Genomic DNA, 22,667 nt, shown 5'->3' with positions numbered 1-22,667 from the left:
TCAAACCTTTCTTTTGCTTGCATCAATTGCTTCTCCCAATAATGCTATGCCCCTTTTTATTTCATCATCGCTGACATTGGAGAAGCAAAGGCGCAAATGCCCTTTCCCTTTGTACTTATCAAGATAAAATACAAATCCTGGCATTACCAGTACTCCTCTTTTTTCTGCTTCCTCATATACCCTTTTCTCGCTGATGTCATTACTAAGGGAACACCATAGTAACACACCACCTCGAGGTTTATCATATGTGATTCCTTTGTCCGATATGGCATCCAGACAACAGCACATTAAGTCTCTTTTCCTTTTATAATGGGTGGCCAACTCAATTGCATGCTCTTTCATGAGCCCACGTTCTATATATTCATTCAGCAAAAAATCACCAATATTATCGATAAAAATTTCATCTAAAGACACAAGAACACCTAGCATTTTCACAAGATCCGTAGGCCCTATTACGTATCCAGTTTTAATCCCATAAGGAAACAACATGGTAAAAGAGTCAATATATACCACCGATTTGTACCTGTCTAATGAATATAAACTTGGGATACGTTCTTCTGTGTATCGGAAGTCACGCTGCGAATCTTCTTCGATAATTGGAACCCCATATTTATGTGTGAGTTCAAGAAGTTTTATCCTTTTTTCTAAAGACATTACTATACCACTTGGATTATGGAATGTGGGCATAGTGTAAATAAATTTTGGTTTATGCCGAACAATCCTATTTTCCAGAAGGTCCATGTCCATTCCATCGTTGTCCATTGGTACAGTTATAACCTCTATGCCTTTGTTCCGAACAATGGAAACAGCATCTGGCATGACAGGTTCTTCCACAATGATACAATCTCCTTCTCTCATATATAAGGTAGTAATGAGATTAAATGCCTTGGTTGTTTCAGAAATCAACTGTATATTTTGTGGTTTTACATATACATTCTCGTCTACCAGCATGTTGCAAATGTTTTGCTTGGTACGCTCTGTTTCATTGAGTTTTGCTAATAGAATGTTTCCATCTGAAGCTTTCTCCAACAGTTTTTTGATGATATCCTCCATACCATTAACCGGTAAACATTCTTTGCTCATGTTAATTCCCGCAAATGAAATATATTTGTCACTAAATGTATCAGCAAATATGTCCATAAACTTTTTAGTATGACGATCATAATCGTACAATATCATCTTCTCTAAAGGGAAAAACCTGTTAGTAAAGTTATCATCTTCAGCAGGTATATCAATGAAATACCCCTTTGGCGCACTTCGTGATACAGTCATAAATCCCTCAGATACCAATACGCTGTATGCCTTAATAACTGTATTTCTATGAACGTCAAGTTCCTTTGCCAGTCTTCTTTCAGAAGGCATTTTATAACCGTGAATCAGTTCCTGACGTCCAATCATGCTTTTTATGGCCCCAACTATCTGCATGTAATAGGGCATTTCGCAGTTTCTATTGATTTTAATATTCATAATATAAATATAGTATTAGAAAGCAATTAATTATTCAATCATATTTTTATGCATTAATAGCATTTTCATCAGCTGCAGCCAATTCACTGTTCTTTTTGATTTTTTTTACATATCTGTCCCATACAGTCAACATTACAATGCCTATGACCATGATAATTGTGATACCGATAAACATATAACGGTAAGCACTTTCTCCAAATGTATCCAGAAGCTTACCCGAAGCAAACGGTACTACTACCTCCGGAAGGTATCCCAATGTACATACCAATCCAATGGCAGTGCCTGCCACTCTTATAGGAATCCCGCCTTCTTCCATCATGGAAAATACCAGACTATATCCACCATACATGCCTGCATAAATGAGGATACATAAAACAATAAACAAAGTAGAGCTCATATTGCCCATAACTACCATCAACAAGGTTCCGATTGCCATCATTGAGAATGTTACATACATAACTTTTGATCTTCCTATTTTGTCCCCAAATATTCCTCCACCGAAGGAAGCTACTGGCCTTACATACTGTGCAGCAATCGTTATGAAAGCCCCTGCCGTTGCCGCCATGCCAAATCTGGAGGTTGCATACGGAGTGAAGTAATAGAAAGCTATGTTCATTACATATGTACAGCACAAGATTGCGGAAAGTATCCATACTGCTGGCATCTTGATTACTTCAATAACCTGTGATACTGAAATTTTATCGCTTTGCTCAGGCTTACCTGCTTTTTCTGCTGAATTTGAAGGCTTTGAATCTTTTAGCAGAATAAATACCAGAATTCCCAAAACAACGGCTATAATCGAATAGTATGTGATTACTCCATTAAGTCCTGCTGCGTCATTGCTTACTTTACTGAAATAGCCAAATATGGTTACTATGCAGGCACCATCTATGGCATAAACTATGCCTCTTCCTCCATCCATAAAGCCATATGCTTTACTTTGTTCATCATCGTTTGCAATTTCTCTCAGGCTTTTCAGCAGTGATGGCCAGAAAGCAAATAAAGAAGTAAATCCCCACATGGCATATATGGCCAGCAGCATTACATAACTCGGATGCATCAGATGTAGAAAACCTCCAACTCCAGTCAGTATCAGGGAAGCTGACATCAACTTTCTGGGAGATACCATGTCTGCAACTACGCCTCCAAACAGGTATGATATCATTCCAAAAACGCCGAACATTGATCCAAAAGCTCCCATTTGAGTATTTGTCAAATGATACGTGCTGAGATAAGAATCATAAAAATATGATCTAAAATAAGGAAGTCCATATATCATTGCACCTGCAATGGTTATTACTATTAGCACAAATATGTGCTTTCTAAGTTTTGAAGTAGATTCCATTTTAATTCACCTCTCATTATTCCATTAATTATTTTTATTTATTATATTTCATATGCATTTTTATAAAAAGTACCAAAATAAAATAGAATTGCTATTTCAAGTAGTCCAAACTCTAGTTTACGAGCAATAATCATAGTCCAAATATGTACTCAACAGGCTTATAAGCCCATAATAATACAAACACCGTCCTGGACAATCCAAAAGGGTTTTTAAGTGTTTCCAGCAGCAAAAGAATTGTGTTTTGGCATTAAAAATTTAATTTTTTTACCCTCTGCTTATTGACGTATGTGAACCATATGATATAATTATATCATTTCATAATATAATATTAATAACCACATTAAGTGGTTTTAAAAATAAAATCATCTTCGCTAACTTATAGCAGACTATTGAACGGAGGATCATATGAAATTAACATCTTTAGTGATAGGCGATTTAACTGCTCGTATTCCAATTATACAAGGTGGCATGGGTATCGGAATTTCCCGGGCCAATTTAGCAGCAGCAGTTGCAAATGAGGGAGGTATCGGAATTATTTCCGGCGTACAAATTGGATTCTCAGAGCCAGATTTTGAAACGAATACTTTAGAAGCAAATACCAGAGCACTTAGACGAGAAATAAGACTTGCAAGGAAATTAAGTCCTCAAGGGATACTCGGTGTTAATTTTCTGGTGGCCATGAATAACTATGAGCAACTTGCAAAAACAGCAGTGGAAGAAGGAATTGATATCATCATATCCGGTGCTGGACTTCCCACCAGACTTCCGGAAATCGTACAGGGCTCTAAAACCAAAATTGCGCCTATGGCGTCTTCTGGCAGAACGGCCTCTGTCATCTGTAAATTGTGGGATAGAAAATATAATCGGATTCCCGATTTTATTGTTGTAGAAGGTCCTGATGCTGGAGGACATTTAGGTTATAGCATGGAAGAATTAACATTAGAAGTAAAGCCAAACCTGGAGCAAATGATTAAAGAGGTCTTCGAAGTAATTCAACCATACGAAAAAAAATATGGCAAAAAAATTCCTGTCGTAGCGGCAGGAGGTATTTTCACCGGGCAAGATATAGCCAAATACTTAAGACTTGGAGCTTCAGCAGTTCAAATTGCAACAAGATTCATTGCAACAGAGGAATGTGATGCACATATTAACTTCAAAAATGCCATTCTAAATGCTAAGGATGGAGATATAAAGCTGATAAAAAGTCCCGTAGGAATGCCAGGAAGAGCATTAAAAAACAAATTCATCGCGCAGTTAGAGTCCACCCCTTTAAACATAGAAAACTGTTCGGGCTGTATGAAGGCTTGTCAGGCTCAACAGGCTGCTTATTGTATTTCACAAGCTCTGATTAATGCTGTAAACGGAAACATCGACGAAGGACTGGTTTTTTCCGGGTCAAATGCACACCGAATCCATAAGATTGTTAAAGTAAAAGATTTAATGAGGGCCCTTGTCCTGGAAGCAGAAGAAGCCTATTCCATTCCTTTTTATTTAATATAATAGGTACGGCCCTTGTTTGCCAATGAAGAAATCTTCCTTTCTAGTAAATATAAAAAAAGCAAGGGCACCCCTTGTTTTTTTGTGCAATATTTGCGCAGTTCTTATATATTTAATAATCCTCCATATATTAAATCCATCCACCCTACTCTTATCAATAATAGGGTAATCACTGCTGCAATTAGAAGAACAGGCAGGCATCGCTTTGCCTTTTTAATAACACAAATTAACAGGCACACTATCATACATATATAGAATGTGAGCAGTAATATATTCTCCCTTCCTGTTATATACCATTCCGTACACAATGCTACGATCGGTGCAGCTGCCAGGATATTTGCAATACCTTTATTTCCCTTTGCATACCACATGGCTGCGGCGCATATAGGTGAAAATATCGATATAAAGCTCCATAAAATTATTTGTGATTTGGGAAAGAATCCAAGAAATAAAATTGTATATGCATAATATGTTAAGAGCATTGAGATAAAAAAGCTAAATACTCTTATCGCTGCATATACAGGTGTATTTGAAAAAACAGATAATAGTGTTGCTATAAAAATCCATACACCAAATCGTCCAAATATGTCATCCAATATGGGCAGAGTCCCTGTTATTTGAGGTACGTCCACAAGCTTGGCAACTAGTCCTAAAATTATACCAATTGTTACAGTAAAAAGAATTGAACGGTATTGCATAGTTGGTTTAATTTTTCCGAATTTACATTGCAAACAGTTACCCCCTTAAAATTCCGTTTAATTGCATGCTCAATAAATAATATGACATAAGTATATCATAAAAAATACTAACCAAGAATACAAAAACCCAAAATTGAGGCTTATGCCCAGACACATAGATTTTCTTGGGGTGAGACAACTTCAACATCTAGCTATAGTAAACCTCTACCGTGCCCAAAAGAGCGCCAGTCTTATGTTGATAGGACTGGCGCTCTTGCTCATATATTATTTTACCGTATTTTCAATAAATCGTTCTAAGATAGCGGTGACTTCTGCTCGTGTGGCCGTTTCTTTTGGTGCAAACGTTCCTCCTTCACGCCCTGTAATAACACCTGTCTGTTCACAATATGCTGCCGCATCCACTGCCCATTTTGAAAGATCAGAAGCATCCTTATAGTTCACCTGTGAATTTGTAGTCTTACTTAAAGAAGAATCCATAAAGCTTGCAAAGCGATAAAGCATTGCAGCCATTTCTTCACGGCTTATTTTCCTGTCTGGTTCAAATTTTCCATTTCCAACACCACTGATTATGTTGTTCTTTGCTGCCCAATCTACATAACCTGCATAGTAAGACGTGCTATTCACATCACTAAAATTGTTCTTGCCTGAATCATCTATACCCCATATGAACGTTCATATAATCTTCCAAGCACTGTTGCAAACATAGCTCTGGTCATTCCTTTATTCGGTGAGAATACATTATTTGCAGTACCCATGAATAGTTCTCTTTCTGTGACAAAACCAATATAGCTCTTGGCCCAGTGTGAAGAAATATCGGTAAAGCTTTTCTCATTGTTTGCAAATAGTACCGTCTTTCCATTTGGTGCGATGTACTTCATCGTCCCATTCACATCTTTAGCAAATCCAATAAATACTTTATTTCCCTTTGCATCTACATAATATGGCAACCCCTTATTTGTTACAGTACCAGGGGTGCTAGTAGGTGAACTGGAACTGGATTTGGAATGGGAAGACGAACCGGAACCAGAGTTATTGCTGCTGCTTGCATAAGCTATTGCATAAGTACTGAAATATTTCAGATATGCGGTTATATAAGTTTTATCACTGCTAATTTCAATATACTCACCGTTTCCGTTTGCTGTGGCTGTGATTGCATCTGCAACTACTCCACTTCCATAATCATGAGCACGATAAAGTACATAAGTGGCTTTACCTTGAAGGGCTGCTGGAAGTGGAATAATGAGCTTAATCGGTGTATTGATTGCTGTAACTGCTGACTCCGTTACTGCACCATTACTGTAGGTTGTTGTCTTAGTTATGTCTACATCAAGAATTGTTCCTGAAGAGTATCCTCCAGAGCTCATGGCGGCTTCTACCGTGGCTTTGTTTGACGAATTCTCATTTTTTTGTACGGTCAGCTTGATTTCGACTGCACTGCCGCTGGCAACAGCTTGATTGTCTGTTGATGTAAACACCGTATTCAAATGGTCCACTACTACATTTGGTGTATCAGCTCCGATGACATCCAGTCTGGAGTTTTTACTTCCACTTGGTAATGTAATATTTCCGTTGTACGTCATATTGCTTCCGCTTACCGTAATACAAACAATTACTACCTGATCTCCTTTGGTGGCAACTAAATTATATGTACCGTTTGGTACGCCGCTAATGCTAAAGTTTCCGTTGCTGTCCGTTGTAGCATTTCCAAATTCTATATTGCCCTGTATAACTTTTACTACCACTCCTCCTATTGCTGCCGGAGAAGTCTGATCGTCCACTACTTTTCCACTGACACTATAAGTATTTTCCACCCACTTTGCATATAACATTGTGTTAGCTGTTACAGTGTCCGTATCAAACTTCCATAAGTTAACACAGGAAGACTCTTTATACCACCCAATAAACTGATGACTACCCCAATTAGGATCAGTAGGCCTGATTAAAATTGCCCCTGCCGTAATATTACTTTGCGTCATATAATTTCCGCCGCCATCATGATTATCCAGATAATTAACCGTGTAAGTTGTGGGTACTGGTATCCAAACCGCGCTTAAACTAACATCACCTGACAAGTTGAGGCTTTGTCCTGCACTATAATTGTTTTCGTTTAAGCTCCAACCTCCAAAGTTATATCCTGCTTTTGCAAGACTTCCTACATTACCTTTCACTTTTACATTGCTGCCAGGAATATATGCACTGTTATCTACAGGTACACTTCCTGAAGTTGCCCCGTTAGCATTATATGTTACCCTATACGTTGGCTGCGGATTTTGTGTCCACTTTGCATAAAGAATAGTGTTTGCTGTTATTGCATCATTTTTGAAATTCCATGCATTAGTGCAGTTATTCTCAGTATACCAACCTCCAAAGGTGTATCCACTTCTTACAGGCTGTACTGGTACTGATATTTTACTGCCGTATATCGTTGTCATCGTATTATAATCTGTTGCATCGGTGTTACTGTAATTGTTTTTATAAGTTACGGTATATGACTTTATACCCCACTTTGCATACACGGTTTTATCTGCTGTCAGGGTGTATGGGAATGTGACTTCATTACCGGTTCCATTATCCCCGTCATACCAGCCCTCAAAGGTATAACCCGTTCGGGTTGGAACTGTTGGGGCTGCTACCTGCGTATTGTAGTTCTGCGTTATGGCACTGACTGTAGTACCACCTTCTGAATCGAAGGTCATCTTATGCTGCTCCACCGTCCATTTTGCATATAATGTATGGTTTGATGCTGTTGTCACTGCTGTGGCGCTTGTTATTTGATTTCCTGTTCCGTTATCTCCATCATACCAGCCTCCGAAGGTATATCCTGCAAGCGTTGGTGTCGGCATAGCCTCATCTGTTGTTCCATCAGAACTCTTCCCGTAAGTTGCACCAAATAGCTTTGTCTGGCTGGTCGGGGATACGCTTCCTCCCTCTGGGTCATAGGTTACCGTATATGGATGGGCTGTCCACTTTGCATACACGGTTTTATCTGCGGTCAGGGTGTATGGGAACGTGACTTCAGTGCCGGTTCCATTATCCCCGTCATACCAGCCCTCAAAGGTGTATCCCGTTCGAGTTGGAGCTGTTGGTACTGCTACCTGGGTATTGTAGTTCTGTGTTATGGCACTGACTGTAGTACCGCCTTCTGAATCGAAGGTCATCTTATGCTGCTCCACCGTCCATTTTGCATATAACGTATGGTTTGATGCTGTTGTCACCGCTGTGGCGCTTGTTATTTGATTTCCTGTTCCGTTATCTCCATCATACCAGCCTCCAAAGGTATATCCTGCAAGCGTTGGTGTTGGCATAGCCTCATCTGTTGTTCCATCAGAACCCTTATTGTAAGTTGCACCAAACAGTTTCGTCTGACTGGTCGGGGTTACGCTTCCTCCCTCTGGGTCATAGGTTACCGTATATGGATGGGCTGTCCACTTTGCATACACGGTTTTATCTGCGGTCAGGGTGTATGGGAACGTGACTTCAGTACCGGTTCCATTATCACCGTCATACCAGCCCTCAAAGGTGTATCCCGTTCGGGTCGGGGCTGTTGGTACTGCTACCTGGGTATTGTAGTTCTGTGTTATGGCACTGACTGTAGTACCGCCTTCTGAATCGAAGGTCATCTTATGCTGCTCCACCGTCCATTTTGCATATAACGTATGGTTTGATGCTGTTGTCACCGCTGTGGCGCTTGTTATTTGATTTCCTGTTCCGTTATCTCCATCATACCAGCCTCCAAAGGTATATCCTGCAAGCGTTGGTGTTGGCATAGCCTCATCTGTTGTTCCATCAGAACCCTTATTGTAAGTTGCACCAAACAGTTTCGTCTGACTGGTCGGGGTTACGCTTCCTCCCTCTGGGTCATAGGTTACCGTATATGGATGGGCTGTCCACTTTGCATACACGGTTTTATCTGCTGTCAGGGTGTATGGGAACGTGACTTCAGTACCGGTTCCATTATCACCGTCATACCAGCCCTCAAAGGTGTATCCCGTTCGGGTCGGGGCTGTTGGTACTGCTACCTGCGTATTGTAGTTCTGCGTTATGGCACTGACTGTAGTACCACCTTCTGAATCAAAGGTCATCTTATGCTGCTCCACCGTCCATTTTGCATATAACTTATGGTTTGATGCTGTTGTCACTGCTGTGGCGCTTGTTATTTGATTTCCTGTTCCGTTATCTCCATCATACCAGCCTCCAAAGGTATATCCTGCAAGCGTTGGTGTCGGCATAGCCTCATCTGTTGTTCCATCAGAACCCTTCCCGTAAGTTGCACCAAATAGCTTTGTCTGGCTGGTCGGGGTTACGCTTCCTCCCTCTGGGTCATAGGTTACCGTATATGGATGGGCTGTCCACTTTGCATACACGGTTTTATCTGCGGTCAGGGTGTATGGGAACGTGACTTCAGTACCGGTTCCATTATCCCCGTCATACCAGCCACTAAAGGTGTAACCCGTTCGGTTTGGGGCTGTTGGGGCTGCTACCTGCGTATTGTAGTTCTGCGTTATGGCACTGACTGTAGTACCACCTTCTGAATCAAAGGTCATCTTATGCTGCTCCACCGTCCATTTTGCATATAATGTATGGTTTGATGCTGTTGTCACTGCTGTGGTGCTTGTTATTTGATTTCCTGTCCCATTATCTCCATCATACCAGCCTCCAAAGGTATATCCTGCAAGCGTTGGTGTCGGCATAGCCTCATCTGTTGTTCCATCAGAACCCTTATTGTAAGCTGCACCAAACAGTTTCGTCTGACTGGTCGGGGTTACGCTTCCTCCCTCTGGGTCATAGGTTACCGTATATGGATGGGCTGTCCACTTTGCATACACGGTTTTATCTGCTGTCAGGGTGTATGGGAACGTGACTTCAGTACCGGTTCCATTATCCCCGTCATACCAGCCGCTAAAGGTGTAACCCGTTCGGTTTGGGGCTGTTGGGGCTGCTACTGTACTTCCACTGCTAACAGTTGCTGGAGAGACAGTGCTCCCTCCCTTCGAGTCAAAAGTCATACTGCAAGTACCGCCTGTAACGGTTATTGTAATATGTTTTGTTACATTTGTATCAGTACCATATATGTCAAAAGAATATATCCCTGGCGTAGATGCAGTGAACTTAATTGTTTCATTACCGTCATAGGCAGTGGCATCGGCGTTACCATTAAACCCCATTTGCATATTATTATAATTTGCGCCTCCACCACTTATATACACATGTGCATTACTGGCATTTCCTCCATTTGTAGCCACTAAATTTGAACAATAAATATTGTCATATCCACTTATATTACTTGCACAATCAGCAAATATTTCGGTTACAGCTTTTGTCCATTGACTGCTTGTGGTTATGGTATCCGTAAAGTCTGCCGCATAAATGGGCATTGGCACAAACAGCGAAATAGCCAACACTAAAGTCAGCATAAAAGACGTTATCTTAGCTTTTATTCTCATTGTTATCTTCCCTCCTAATAAATTTGTTCAAAACTTTTACACTAAATAATATAAAATAATCGTGCCTGTTTAATATCCGTCAAATAAATGCTCATTTACCAATACTGATAGTTACCACTACAATGATGGGTTTTATGCTATAATTACCATAATTGTATATCTTTAAGAGATTTTTTTCAACAATTTTCTGACTTTTCTAACAATATCTCAACGCCTATTCTTTTGTTTTCACCAGTCTTCTTAGATATTACTCTGGAATCCCATAGACCTGCTTAATTTAGATAAAACTGTTATTAATGTAAATCATAAGCAACATCAGGTTACCTGAGTTCAGTTGTCTTTATTTAACAAAAAATAAAAAAAACAGGGTTAAACCCTGTTTTCTATTTTTTGTGGTGGAGATGAGGAGAGTCGAACTCGAATTATTAATAATGATACAATATATTAAAAACGGCTCAGTTATACTAATTTCAGTACTCTGAGCCGTTCTTTTAAGATTAAATTATACTAGATAAGATTCGCGTATATTATAGTTTTACGACAACTTTTACGACAAAATACCGAGTATAACACTCGGTATTAAGAAAGTTTAGTGCATGATGAATTGCACCATTTGTACTTTCATATTAATTTAATTTCACACATTATACAAGGACTATTATTAGTAATGTAATAAATTGTATAGTTTCTGTAATAATTTGGTTATATCATAATCTTAATACGAATAAAGCGCCATGAATGATTCATACCATCCCCCACTTAATCTTATTTTAGAATGAAATTCTGAAGAGAGTGGAATGTAAACAACATCATTTATTACAACTGGATAATATTCTGAGTCAACTACATTTAAATTAACATCATTAACAATTACAGGATAAGTTGGTTTAACAATATTTTTTGCTGTTGTTATATTTGTAGATGCGGTGCTGAAATTAGAAGAAGGATAAATATCTGATGTCTTTAAAACCATACCATTAGTGCTATCCCATCCACCACTCAGCTTCATTACGCTTATCATTTCTGCAGTAAGTGGAATAAAAACTACCCCATTTAAAATTGTTGGATAATATTTTGAAGCAGTATTGTTTACATTATAATCATTTATATATACAGGAAATGACGGTCTTTCAAGAATTGTTTTAGAAAATCTTATTATGGAATTATCTACATAGTAGCTATTATAAAAATTTGAATAAGTCTGGTTTGAATAATAGCTTGGCATTATTGTACCTTGCTTACCTGTGTACGGATTAATATTAGGGTATGTAGAGTAATTGTCATTAATAGTGTTATTTGGGGATGTCCTAAAATACGGGGCCACATATGTACCGTTAGATTTAAAATAGCCTTTAACATAAACATCTGCATACGCCGTCGATGAAAACAAAAGGGCTATTACTACAATTATTGTCAAATTTAACTTTAAGAATCTTTTCATTTATTTGTCCTCCATTATGCTTAAGATACTTTAATAAATCATTTTAAAATTCATCTCGATAGTACCTATCTTCACCCCAACACAAAACATCAGTATCACAAAAATTGTGTCCAATGCACTTTCTCTGCCTTGTGAGTAAGCTTCTTCATAGTCAGCTTCAATATATGGAAATTCGGTATCTGAATAACTTTCATCTAACCAAGGCTCACCATCTGCAAAATCATAATAATCTTCTAAACAGTACATATAGTCATCATAGTATAGCTCATCATAATCGCAAAATACTTCTTCACAAGCTTCATTCCATCCGTCACAATAAGCTTCATATATATCATCATAAGTATATTCGCCCGTTTCTTCATAAGTATTTTCATTCACCTCTTCAGTGGTTTCATAATAATCTGATTCACTGGGCGGGCTATTGCATCCATATAAGGAAAATATATTTATTAATAAAATTATTAGTATTATCTTCTTCATTTTGAACCTTTTTCAAGTGCCCCGTTTTGGTTTATAAGTTAATCATATATTTTAGTATATTCCTTCTCTAATATCTTTCCAATATCTAGGTTCTGTGGTTTTTCTACATTTTTCGACATTTTAATTAGAAATAATTATCCATTGTAAATATTTGGTTGTATTGATATAATAAATTTATGGGGGTGTGAATTTAATGAAAAAACGTTTATTAATTTTCGTATTATTGTTAGTTTTAGTCCCGATTACCTCTTTTGCGGGAAACATTAACGTTCTTGTAGATAACTCTAAAGTGAATTTTTTATCAGATCCGATAATTAAGAATGGGACAACCCTTGTTCCTATGAGGCAGATATTTGAGGCATTAGGTGCAAAAGTTGAGTGGGTTCCTGAATCTAAGCAGGTAAAGGCTAACCTTAATAGTACAACAATCATTTTAACGATTGGTTCCAATACAGCGCAAGTAAGTGGCTCTAATGTAAAGCTATCCGCGTGTCCTGAAATCATTAATGGAAACACTTACGTTCCGCCGCGATTTATTGCGGAGTCTCTTGGGGCTAAAGTAGAATGGGATAATCAAACAAAGACTGTAGTTATTACTACAAAAAATAAGGACTATTCGAATTGGGTGCCATACAGCACTTCTAATTTAAAAACACTGTGGTCCAATATTATGAGCGGTGACGTGGTTTATTATAATGGCCAGTATTTAGCTTCACCTTCATTCGTCCAGTCATTATCAAAAGCATTAGATGAATGGAATGCTAATAATCAAGCTCCACCAGTTAATTTAATACCACCAGATTTTGTTTTTGTACCAGCGGAATAAATTTAAAAAGCACGCATTACGCGTGCTTTTCTAATTCGCGTGTATTTTATCTCGGCTTATTATATGTAAGGGCCCTATCGCTATCGCTGGCCCTTTTGTTGTAGGGTCATGTATAACTCCTATAACTGCTATCATGACGCTACCAAGCATATAAGGATTGCTCAATAGTTCAATTACATGCTGCTTTACAATTTCCCAGCTAGTTACAGTTTCCGGAGATACCCCCATGGCCGTCAAAATTACGCCTAAAAGGCCTATGTAAAAATACGGATTTTTAAATCTTAATTTCCAGTTAATTTTCATATTTGTCCCTCCTGTCAACAACTTCATATTTTCTCATTTCTTCTACTAATTTAGTTATGGTACCGTTGCCTCCAAGGCTATGATACTCAGCATACATTGCATTAACATTTTCAAGTCCGTGTAATGTAATTACTTTATCTTCGCAATAATGATAATAGGCTTGCACAATGCGGTCTCTGAGCAATGCTTGTATACCTCTGCTTTGTGCCTCCTGCTCTGCTTTTATGGTTTTAAACTTATTAAAGATTCTTTTGGCCCCAAGTATAATTGTTGTAAAGAGTACTCCAAAGCCTGCCTCAATCCAGTATTGTGCAATCCAGTTCATCCGTACCCTCCTACTTGTTTAATTTTTCAAATACCTGCTTGCCATACTGATACCCAAGTATATAGAGTATCGTGTTTAGCTGGTATTTCTGCATATTTTTATTGTCCTGCAGCATTAATGCAAATAGGCTGTCAGCATATTTATAAGCTTCCAGATACGCCATTGTGGCATCATCAAATTCATATTTTTCTTTTACGCTGTTATAATTGTCTGAATGGCTCTGGCAGCCGGCTACATCTACCACAAAATAATATTTAACCTGGCTCTGCAGCAAAGACAAGTCTGCGCATGTTCTTTCTGCTTTTGTGCTGTTTGGATCATTTATAAGTGCTCTGCTCTTTGCATCTAAACCATACCATAAAATAAAGTGTCCGCTTCTGGTCCAGTTGCCCTTACCCATGCAACATATAACCATATTGCCTTTTTCAACTTCCGCCAGGGCCTTTGCGTGATAATCGTTCGCCCACTGGTTTGCTTTACCATAAAGGCTGCTGCCATTTAACTGTGCTACTGATATATCATAAGCTTTACCCTGTGGAGCAAAATAACTATAATAAGTCCCCTGGTTAGGTGCCTTAAATCTATGTGACAAGGCCCATGCACATGTGTCCTTTGGAGTTACGTTTTTATTTTTAAGTGTTGCAATAACCATGGCCATGCAAGACGGTCCACATCCCGATGCGCCGACTGTGGTTTTTTCTCCTTTAGCTGAGTAATCTATATTTGCCCATTTAGGATCTGTTTGTAAATAACTTATTGGTTTCAAGTATATCCCTTCTTTCAAGGTACCGTCTTGGCCACAATTATTTAACTTAATAAACATTGATATTTCAATGTGGTTAGAAGGTACTGCTTTATCCCTTTTAATGAAATAAGGAGCCCGAAGGCTCCTATGTTGTTAATCTGTAATACTGTCTAAATCTTCCGTGGCCTGCTGCCAGTCAAAATCCTCTGGGATTCCCTGGTATGTATCCTGCCTTGTTACTCTTCCAGCATGGACACGGATTTCATACTTAAGCATGTCTGATCCGACGCTCATATCCTTCCCACCCTCTGCAATAGCGATACTCCTGATTACTCCATCATACTTCTTTTCAAATTCTTTATTTAACATATCTTTGTTCTTTCTGCCATTCCTGGCTAAAAAATGTATTAAAAAACACGCGTTATTGCGTGTCTTAAACAAATATTATTTATAACAATCCTAATTCAGACAGCTTCTTTTCAATCAACGTAAGCTGCCCCATTGTAACCATTACTCTCTCTTCTGTTACTTCTGGCTCTGTTGAAGTTGCTGGAGTAATTATCACGGGTTCCATTTTCATACTAACTCTCAGGGAGTAGTTGTCATAGACATGCTCTGTTGGGGTTTCTACGGTCTTGCCGTCTTTATCTGTAGTGGTTACTGTATCTATAACCGAAATCTTCTTTGTTTTAGTTGCATCTGCGAACAATTTATCTAACTGATCAAAAGGATAATCACCCTTCTTGAAAACGAACTCCAGGCTGTCCCTGTTTGCCCCTTGAAAATATGTAGACTTCCCATTTATACATATAACATTTAACTCTGTATTATCATTTAATTTAATCTTCATATAAACACCTCTTTCTATTCTAACCATATTTTACTTACTTTGATTGCACCATTCTTAGCCGCACCGATATAAATATAATGACTTGTGGAAATGCTAGATATAGGCAATGCAATTTTACCCGCTCCTGTAAAAGAAATTGATGCTGTAAAATTAAAACCATTACCACTTACATTTGAATTTTGTGCTAGTATCCAAGCTCTTTCACCACCTAAATAATAATCAACCTGTGCATATAAGTAATTATACTTTGATAAATCAATTTTATTATTTGTTATCATTCCCACATCAGACACAGTATTTGCAGTACATACTAATTGAGTTCCATTATTACTTACATTACCAGAACTACCCTCTGGGACTGGGTAAAATTTTATCCATCCACCAGTTATATAAGAATACTCATTACCTGCATTGTAGAGTATTCCATTCCAATTACTAAACACTTTTCTATTTAATCCACCAACGCCCCTATACTGTTCCTTTATTTCTCTGTTTACACCACCAACACCTCTAAATTGCTGTTTAATCTCACGGTTTACACCGCCTACACCTCTATATATTGTCATAGTTAATCACCTCAATATACTTGGTGCTGTGCACCTTCAGTAAGAGCAGAACTTGGAGCGGAAGTTGAGCATGTGATGTTATGTTCGCCGTAAACCTTCCAAGCTGTACCTGAACCATAGATACTTAATTTTAGTAAAGAACTTATTTCAGTATTTTCATTCCCTAATGTCATGCATCTTCCTGCTACACCTATTAAACTATAATTTGCAAATAAAAGTGTATCATCATCTGCCATACGCACTAAAGAGCCCCTTTGTCTTGTTGTGTTGGTTAGTACAACATTGGTATTTGAAGGACTCTTAACTTCCAAATATCCACTCAATGTTCCACCAGTTAACGGCAGGCCTGTTAAGTGGGTAAGCACATTATTAGTAATCCAAGATATAACTGCATCCTTCGTACCACTAATTGCAGTGTTGAGTATGGGATATTCCATGTCTACGTTTATTATCAATAGACTGGCTTTTCCATTCTCTTTGTATTTCCAATTAACTCCATCATGATAGCAATTTACGGCAAAATACATCACATTGCCATCCCTAATCATAATAATATTTTGCCCCATTACTATTTGATTAGCGGGTAGTCCTACAGTGCCACCGCCAACAGTCTTTAATACTCCTGTCATCTGCACGCTGCCGTCTTTTTTTAGCATATTATCGGCATTCTGCTTCATTTGGGTATCAATTTTATCCATGTTTGAATTTTGGATTTCAATATCGTAATACTCTGTAGCTGCTGGTTTTGTTAATCCATAGTTAGTTGTCGTTGTAGCCATTAGTTAACCACCTCATTTCTTAGTTTATAGTGTGTATAAGCCGATAATTGGGCGTGTGTATGTTTGGCCAATACGTTGTTGGTATTGTAAACATATTCAAAAGTATATGATAGGTGTGCTGGCTTAATTTCTTCTATGGTCAGCGTAAGGTCCGCCATATTTGGAGGCATTCCCAATGTACCGACAAACTTAATCTTAAAGCTATAATTAGCAGGATTCTCTATCACCTCAACTTGGCCATTTGAATATGATGCAGCCGTGTCTATAATCATTTGCTTGGTTACGGTTCCCACACCAACGATTTTAGCTTTGATTCTTTCTCTCCTGAAGGAATCACTTTTTGAAACATCTACCTTTAATCCATAAACCTTTTCATATCTGCCTAAAAGACTTGATGCAGTATTAACAAAGCATTCGTCTATGGTTTCATTAAAGGATTCTGCCAGGTTATTTATTTTGGTACCCAGTATGCTTTGTAACTCCTCCATTGTGGTATTGTTTTCATATATTGGGGGAAGCAGCTCCATTAAATTATCCATACTAAACCTCCGTCAGGGTAATAGTACCCGTAATAGGCATTTGCTCATCTGTAAGCGATATATTTGCAGTTCCGTTATTTACAAGTAAAGTATTATAGTCCTTAACTCCATCAGTAGCTAAAAGCAAACTCCCTATTTGAGCATAACTGATACTATACGTTTCAAATACCGTATCTTTTAAGTAAGTTGTAATTGTAGAAATAAAAGCATTCTGCACATCAGCAAGCAATTTTGACCCATCTAACATTATTTTAGCAGATATATTTATAGTCTGACTTGTTGGGCTTGCTACCGTTACATTAGCGCCTATTGGTCTAACAGTTTCTATATAACTCGATACTTTACCCGGTAAAGTATTGTCAATAGACATATTACTATCCACTACTAAGACTCTTACAGTCCCCGCACCATTCCACAATGGGAACACTTTAGCATTTCCTACCCCCAATACTTTTAGAGCCCACTCCTTATAATTGTCTGCGTTTCCAGAAGTTGAAGGGGCCTGAACCTTTGCATAGAACCTTGACCTAAGATTATCGTCTGTTTCTTCATCAGTTCCGGAAGTTATTATATCGGTTAAGGTGGCAGTTATGCCTGATACATTATCAATATTTTCAAGTTCTCCGGAATACGTATTACCGATTGTTCCTATTTGTTGACACACAGCGCTATAAACATTTGCTGAAATTAAACTGGTAATAGTGTAGGTTGTATCATTCAGTCCCCATCTGGTACCCAGCATTATCTCTCCCGTAGTAGTAACCTTTCTAACAGCATAAGTGGCCGCTTTTCTAGTCAAGCCGTAATCAGCCACAACCCGGTCCAGGTATTCCCCTACTGCCGTGTCACCGGAAACTAAATTGATAAAATTATCTAAATTAAAATAGGTCTGTGCTAATTGGTATGCACAAGGAGCAAGAGCGTCATAGATAACGGAACCCTCTTTTTTATCAACATCGTTTTTAACCTTGCTTAACATGTCATTTAAGATTGCTTCATAAGTCATACTCTCGAACATTAAACATTCACCCCCTTTGTGATTGTTGTTTTTCCGTAAATACTGGATACATCAAAAGTACAAAGTATTTCATCCCCATTAACAGTAAAATTAAAATTGTCTGCAGTTTCAATTCTGCTATCCTGCAGTAAGCACTCCTGGATTCTTCTTTTAAGTTCAATTTTTACATAGTCAACATCCTTGCCCGTTAAATTATCCAAATCAATCCCATAAGAAAAGCTATATATCGGATACTCATATTTTTCAGTATTAAGTACCTTATATATAGCTTGTTCTAATGCCTCTATTTGGTCAACAGAGCCTTGTATTTTATCGATTGATAGTTTATACGTCTTTGAGGTTTCAGTTTCCTTTGTGACTTCAAAATCACTGCTTATTATCTCCGGGGTCATGATTTGGTCACCCCTTTAATTTGAATACTTGATAAAGTCATTCCGTCTGAAATAGTAATTGGATTTATACTTACAGTCATATTCTTTGCGATTGGTACAAAACCAATAATCTCCACAATATAATACTCCTGTCCACCGTGATTTCTTATCAACCTTACTCTGTCACCTACACTAATAAAGTCTTTCAAATTGCCTTTAATTAAAACATTTGGCACTGTTATTTTATCGTTTATTTTTATTCCGGTGTTTGTAACAGTACCAATAATCAAACTGCAAAGTTTTACATTATTTAAATAATTTTGTACAATTGTTTTAATCTCATTTATCAAATTGACACCTCCAGACTCATAGTGTGATTAGGTAAAAAAGTATGAGTAGCCTCTTTTACAATCAGCCGTTTATTTAAGCCTATATCAGATATATAAGCATAGAAGCTGCTCCCAGCTCTGATACTTGTATCACCTATACAATCTAACGTTAGTGTTTCCTGCTCTCTATTGTATAAACTTAAAAGCATATTTGCTTTAGATTTGGCTTGTGACGCATTTGAATTTTTATCTAAAGTCTCAAAATACTGTAGCATACCATACTTCTTTATTGATTTTTCATCTTTGGCCCCACAAATTGACTTGTACTCGCGGTATCCCCTTTTATGTATAATTTAATTTGGTTATAGAAGTCATCGTCTATTGATTTTTCATAATTAAAATCATAGCATAAACTTTTATCACCTAAAATAAGATTACTTTTAAGGCTATCTAAGTTCCGAAATGTTATCAAACCAAATTCGTCTCTCAGGGCGTATTTTTTACCCGTACCAACTAGCGTATCACTCAATGCGTTGTAAATTATATCTAGCCATGTTTTGTCGTCCTGCACGCTTACTGGCAAAATGTATCCAGTATTTGTTAATGACCCTATGTGTAATCCAAGATAATTACACATCCTTTTAATTATATCTGTAGCAGTTTCGCCGTTAATTACGATTGAATCTTTTGTTTTACAATATCTTAACTGATCATACGCTGTTACCGTGATCTCTTTTTCATCGCTTCTGGTTACCTTAAACGCTATTCCATTAAAAATGTTTGCATTGCCATATTTAAACCTTACAACACTCCCATTAGTAATAATTAAATCATCATTAACGTAAGAAAACTCTAACTTGCTGCATCCGTCATTCAAATTATCGGTATAAGTAACTTTGGTTATCAATTCGCTAATTTCGTAGAACTCACCGTCAACTCTAACTAAAAATTCCATCAAATTCCTCCTAACCCGGTATTGTTAAAACCTGCCCTGGATAAATAAGAGACGGATTTTTAATTTTATCCTTATTGGCATTGTATATTTTCGTGTAAAGTGCTCCATTCCCATAATAAGTCTTGGCAATCTTCCAGAGATTTTCTCCCTTTACAACTGTGTGTGTGCCTTTGCTTTTAGCGCTCAACCCTGATGCGGCAACTATTGATTTTGACACTATTGTTGCTGAGAAATTTGAAACCATAACTACATTGGATTTCTTCCCGTACTCCTTATATTCTGTTAAACCAAAAGACACATATTTGTCTCCCTCTTCCCCTGCCTTTTCTATAATGGTGAGCTCTGTTATCAGGACTAAGGTATTAATATCATCGCCTATTCCATTGCTGGCGATAAATCTTACAGGGGTAAGAGCCTTTCTCCATTTTTCAAACAGATTAATATAGTAATCCGCATTTTGGAACTTCTCTGATGTCTGTACGTAATGCAAGGCCGTATGAGGTAATTCACACTCAAAAGAATATTCTTTGAGCTCCATGCTGGTGGGCACAATTACCTCACCCAATTTAAGCACCTTATATTTTTCCGTTGACATAGTACTTTTTACTTCTATCTGTTCCGGATTTACAGGAAGCCTATATGTTTGATTTTCATAATCGAAAAATATAGCATAACTACTCATTTTTAATAATCTCCCTCTCCTACGGATGCAAGCTGCTGTTGCATTATTTTGCCCATACGCTTATACATTTTATCCACATCTGCCGTCTCATGAACGTCACCAAAAGTAACCTGAATGTTTGGCGCCAGTGTGGCCGTGCTAAACTTATTAACAAAATCACGCTCTGCAATATCTCTTAAATATTGCAGATCCTCATCTGACATATTCACATCCACTTTACCGTCGTTTCCCGTCCCTTCAACCTTCATAGGGTTGCCGGTGGTACCGAGCCCGCTTGCAAGGTCATTCAAATTAGGTCCTTTCATAAATCCACCGAGCTTACTGCCTATACTTCCCAGCTTATCACTGGCCGAAGAATAAAACTTTTTCCCAATCTTAGAGCCGGCATCGTAAGCTTCAGACAGGTTTGCAAATTTCTGGTACTTAAGGTCTCCATATGATTCATTTATGCCATCGATAAGATTTATCTTAACCCCAGGAATTTTATTGAGAGCCCGTATAATTAAATTGATTGCTGCTATTGCATCATTGACGCAGCTTGTAACTACTTCATCTACACTTTTTAGGACGAAAATGAATGCATTGTAAACTGCAGTTCCCAGATTTTGAAGTAGAGCGATTACTACGCCAATACAGCCACCAATAAAGCCAAACACTTGTGATGCTTTTACACCCAATGCCTGCAGAATTATAACAATTAATGCAATGGCAACAATAACTAAGAGTACCTGCCAGTGAAGTATAAGCCATGCTGCGACCTGTGCCCAGACGGCTGCAGCCTGTGCCCATAAAACTGGAATCATCAGGAATAGTTTTTTAATAATACTTGCCAGAAGTACAGCACCTATGGCTATTAAAAGAGGACTCGCTATATTGAAAAACTCCTGCATGGAAATCCCAGCCTTATCAAGTCCCTCAATTAATAAGCCTATGGCAGCAACTATCAGAAATACAGGAAAATTGAGCTTTGCAAATAAAGCAGCTATACTGCCAAGTTTCATTATTATGCCGGCTAATATTGAAGCCGATAGTGCAATCAGTATGGGACCAATGAAGCTCCAGTATTTTGTTGTAATCTGGATTATCCAATTTATAGCGCTGCCAAGTGTATATACGGCGCCTACAGCATTGTTAAACATGGACTGGAATCCGGAGGAGTTGATAAGCTTATTAATTGTTTTAAATGTATCGCTGAATGCCCTTGTTGCACTGTTTTTAAATTTATTCCAAACATCTCCAAAAGTCATTGGCATTTTTTTAAACTTTTCGTTTATTTCATCAGCAGCCGCAAACATGGCGTTTTTAATAATGTCAGCAGTGATTGTTCCATCCGCGGACATTTGCTTTAAATCTCCTTTAGTTTTTCCTGTATAAGTCGCTATGGCTTGTGCAAGCATAGGAGCATTTTCCATAATAGACCTAAATTCATCTCCTTGCAGCTTCCCTGCTGCCATGGCCTGTGTTAACTGGTACATACCCGCCGTTTGTTCTTCAGTGCTAGCTCCACTCAATTTAAAAGATTTTTGCATTAACGCGGCAAACTTTATTGTTTCATCGTTTGAACTAAATGCATCCCCCGCAAGCATACCAAGTTTTGCAATAGAGCCGGCCATGCTGGCATACGCGCCTCTTGACTGATCTGCTGCAGCGAAGATTTTATCCTGCAGCTCTGATTGGGTCTGAAGTCCATCATTTATAAGTTTAAGCCTGGACTGAGTATTTATATAAGTATCAACAATGCTCATACCCTTTACTGCACTTGCGATTGAAAGAGCTGCCCTTACATAATTACCAATACTACCTGTAGCTGAATTGGCACTCGCGCTAGTATTTTTTAACTTTTGGTTAAACTGATCAGTCGCCCCACTCGCTCTTAGTATTTTATTTGTAGCGTCAGCTGTCTTTTGGCTGATTTTTGAAATGGTGTTTGAGTAGCCATCGTATAACTTAAACATAGCTGATAATGTAGGCATTATCACTTACCTCTTTTCCGCTTTATTTTTTTCT

General features: G+C 38.0%; 22 protein-coding genes and 1 pseudogene. 2 read left to right on the top strand and 21 right to left on the bottom strand.

Features of this window, described 5'->3' with window-relative positions; genetic code table 11:
• Together Ami3637_RS11375 and Ami3637_RS11370 are read right to left on the bottom strand one after the other, a co-directional pair.
• On the bottom strand, positions 1-1,425 hold the full coding sequence (locus tag Ami3637_RS11375) for an aminotransferase-like domain-containing protein (RefSeq protein WP_243157995.1): 1,425 nt from the start codon (positions 1,423-1,425) through the stop codon (positions 1-3).
• An 88-nt stretch (positions 1,426-1,513) separates the two neighbouring features.
• Complete coding sequence (locus Ami3637_RS11370) at positions 1,514-2,812, bottom strand: MFS transporter (RefSeq protein WP_162362686.1); 1,299 nt, start codon at positions 2,810-2,812, stop codon at positions 1,514-1,516.
• Positions 2,813-3,217: 405 nt separating this feature from the next.
• On the opposite strand from Ami3637_RS11370, the gene Ami3637_RS11365 reads away from it, so the two are divergent.
• The gene (locus Ami3637_RS11365; protein ID WP_162362685.1) at positions 3,218-4,312 is read left to right on the top strand and encodes an NAD(P)H-dependent flavin oxidoreductase; all 1,095 of its coding nucleotides are present in this window, start codon (positions 3,218-3,220) and stop codon (positions 4,310-4,312) included.
• A gap of 101 nt (positions 4,313-4,413) precedes the next feature.
• Here Ami3637_RS11365 and Ami3637_RS11360 read toward each other — a convergent pair whose 3' ends face one another.
• The 5 genes from Ami3637_RS11360 to Ami3637_RS11340 form a co-directional block, all read right to left on the bottom strand.
• Positions 4,414-5,040 carry a hypothetical protein gene (locus tag Ami3637_RS11360; protein ID WP_162362684.1) on the bottom strand — a complete coding sequence of 209 codons (627 nt, stop codon included), beginning with the start codon at positions 5,038-5,040 and terminating at the stop codon, positions 4,414-4,416.
• A 231-nt stretch (positions 5,041-5,271) separates the two neighbouring features.
• A complete protein-coding gene (locus Ami3637_RS11355) occupies positions 5,272-5,631 on the bottom strand; it encodes an S-layer homology domain-containing protein (RefSeq protein ID WP_162362683.1) in 360 nt (119 codons plus the stop codon).
• Positions 5,632-5,660: 29 nt separating this feature from the next.
• Positions 5,661-10,451 carry an InlB B-repeat-containing protein gene (locus Ami3637_RS11350; protein ID WP_162362682.1) on the bottom strand — a complete coding sequence of 1,597 codons (4,791 nt, stop codon included), beginning with the start codon at positions 10,449-10,451 and terminating at the stop codon, positions 5,661-5,663.
• 715 nt (positions 10,452-11,166) lie between these two features.
• On the bottom strand, positions 11,167-11,892 hold the full coding sequence (locus Ami3637_RS11345; RefSeq protein ID WP_162362681.1) for a hypothetical protein: 726 nt from the start codon (positions 11,890-11,892) through the stop codon (positions 11,167-11,169).
• A 30-nt stretch (positions 11,893-11,922) separates the two neighbouring features.
• Complete coding sequence (locus Ami3637_RS11340; protein ID WP_162362680.1) at positions 11,923-12,372, bottom strand: hypothetical protein; 450 nt, start codon at positions 12,370-12,372, stop codon at positions 11,923-11,925.
• Between the two features lie 193 nt (positions 12,373-12,565).
• Here Ami3637_RS11340 and Ami3637_RS11335 point away from each other — a divergent pair, with 193 nt between their 5' ends.
• On the top strand, positions 12,566-13,198 hold the full coding sequence (locus Ami3637_RS11335) for a copper amine oxidase N-terminal domain-containing protein (protein ID WP_162362679.1): 633 nt from the start codon (positions 12,566-12,568) through the stop codon (positions 13,196-13,198).
• 30 nt (positions 13,199-13,228) lie between these two features.
• Here the strand turns inward: Ami3637_RS11335 and Ami3637_RS11330 are convergent, their stop codons facing one another.
• The 14 genes and pseudogenes from Ami3637_RS11330 to Ami3637_RS11265 all read right to left on the bottom strand — a co-directional run bounded on the left by Ami3637_RS11330 (position 13,229) and on the right by Ami3637_RS11265 (position 22,633).
• A complete protein-coding gene (locus Ami3637_RS11330) occupies positions 13,229-13,501 on the bottom strand; it encodes a phage holin (RefSeq protein ID WP_162362678.1) in 273 nt (90 codons plus the stop codon).
• Positions 13,491-13,826: a hypothetical protein gene (locus Ami3637_RS11325; protein ID WP_162362677.1), complete on the bottom strand. Its 336-nt coding sequence runs from the start codon at positions 13,824-13,826 to the stop codon at positions 13,491-13,493. Before Ami3637_RS11325 ends, Ami3637_RS11330 begins: the two co-directional genes overlap by 11 nt.
• 10 nt (positions 13,827-13,836) lie before the next feature.
• Positions 13,837-14,649: a C39 family peptidase gene (locus tag Ami3637_RS11320; RefSeq protein ID WP_162362676.1), complete on the bottom strand. Its 813-nt coding sequence runs from the start codon at positions 14,647-14,649 to the stop codon at positions 13,837-13,839.
• A 75-nt stretch (positions 14,650-14,724) separates the two neighbouring features.
• Positions 14,725-14,940: a hypothetical protein gene (locus Ami3637_RS11315; protein ID WP_162362675.1), complete on the bottom strand. Its 216-nt coding sequence runs from the start codon at positions 14,938-14,940 to the stop codon at positions 14,725-14,727.
• Between the two features lie 79 nt (positions 14,941-15,019).
• Positions 15,020-15,421 (bottom strand): hypothetical protein, encoded by a 402-nt coding sequence (locus Ami3637_RS11310; RefSeq protein ID WP_162362674.1) that lies wholly within the window; start codon positions 15,419-15,421, stop codon positions 15,020-15,022.
• 14 nt (positions 15,422-15,435) lie between these two features.
• Entirely contained in the window at positions 15,436-15,987 is a 552-nt protein-coding gene (locus tag Ami3637_RS11305; RefSeq protein ID WP_162362673.1) for a hypothetical protein, read from the bottom strand.
• A gap of 11 nt (positions 15,988-15,998) precedes the next feature.
• The gene (locus tag Ami3637_RS11300) at positions 15,999-16,766 is read right to left on the bottom strand and encodes a hypothetical protein (RefSeq protein WP_162362672.1); all 768 of its coding nucleotides are present in this window, start codon (positions 16,764-16,766) and stop codon (positions 15,999-16,001) included.
• Positions 16,766-17,305 (bottom strand): putative phage tail protein, encoded by a 540-nt coding sequence (locus tag Ami3637_RS11295; RefSeq protein WP_162362671.1) that lies wholly within the window; start codon positions 17,303-17,305, stop codon positions 16,766-16,768. Before Ami3637_RS11295 ends, Ami3637_RS11300 begins: the two co-directional genes overlap by 1 nt.
• 1 nt (position 17,306) lies before the next feature.
• On the bottom strand, positions 17,307-18,323 hold the full coding sequence (locus Ami3637_RS11290; RefSeq protein WP_243157994.1) for a baseplate J/gp47 family protein: 1,017 nt from the start codon (positions 18,321-18,323) through the stop codon (positions 17,307-17,309).
• Positions 18,323-18,715 (bottom strand): DUF2634 domain-containing protein, encoded by a 393-nt coding sequence (locus Ami3637_RS11285; protein ID WP_162362670.1) that lies wholly within the window; start codon positions 18,713-18,715, stop codon positions 18,323-18,325. Before Ami3637_RS11285 ends, Ami3637_RS11290 begins: the two co-directional genes overlap by 1 nt.
• The gene (locus tag Ami3637_RS11280) at positions 18,712-19,044 is read right to left on the bottom strand and encodes a DNA helicase (RefSeq protein ID WP_202931046.1); all 333 of its coding nucleotides are present in this window, start codon (positions 19,042-19,044) and stop codon (positions 18,712-18,714) included. Before Ami3637_RS11280 ends, Ami3637_RS11285 begins: the two co-directional genes overlap by 4 nt.
• Positions 19,041-19,978 (bottom strand): annotated as a pseudogene (locus Ami3637_RS11275) (XkdQ/YqbQ family protein). The gene Ami3637_RS11280 and the pseudogene Ami3637_RS11275 overlap by 4 nt, the downstream one beginning before the upstream one ends.
• A 10-nt stretch (positions 19,979-19,988) precedes the next feature.
• The gene (locus Ami3637_RS11270) at positions 19,989-20,660 is read right to left on the bottom strand and encodes a LysM peptidoglycan-binding domain-containing protein (protein ID WP_162362669.1); all 672 of its coding nucleotides are present in this window, start codon (positions 20,658-20,660) and stop codon (positions 19,989-19,991) included.
• Positions 20,661-20,662: 2 nt separating this feature from the next.
• Positions 20,663-22,633 (bottom strand): tape measure protein, encoded by a 1,971-nt coding sequence (locus Ami3637_RS11265; protein WP_162362668.1) that lies wholly within the window; start codon positions 22,631-22,633, stop codon positions 20,663-20,665.
• Positions 22,634-22,667: the final 34 nt, after the last annotated feature.

Origin of the sequence: Aminipila terrae (assembly GCF_010120715.1) — a bacterium.
In the GTDB taxonomy this organism is placed as follows: Bacteria; Bacillota; Clostridia; order Peptostreptococcales; family Anaerovoracaceae; genus Aminipila; species Aminipila terrae.
Note: the sequence above shows the minus strand (reverse complement) of the source record. Positions and strands in the feature narration are given on the sequence as shown.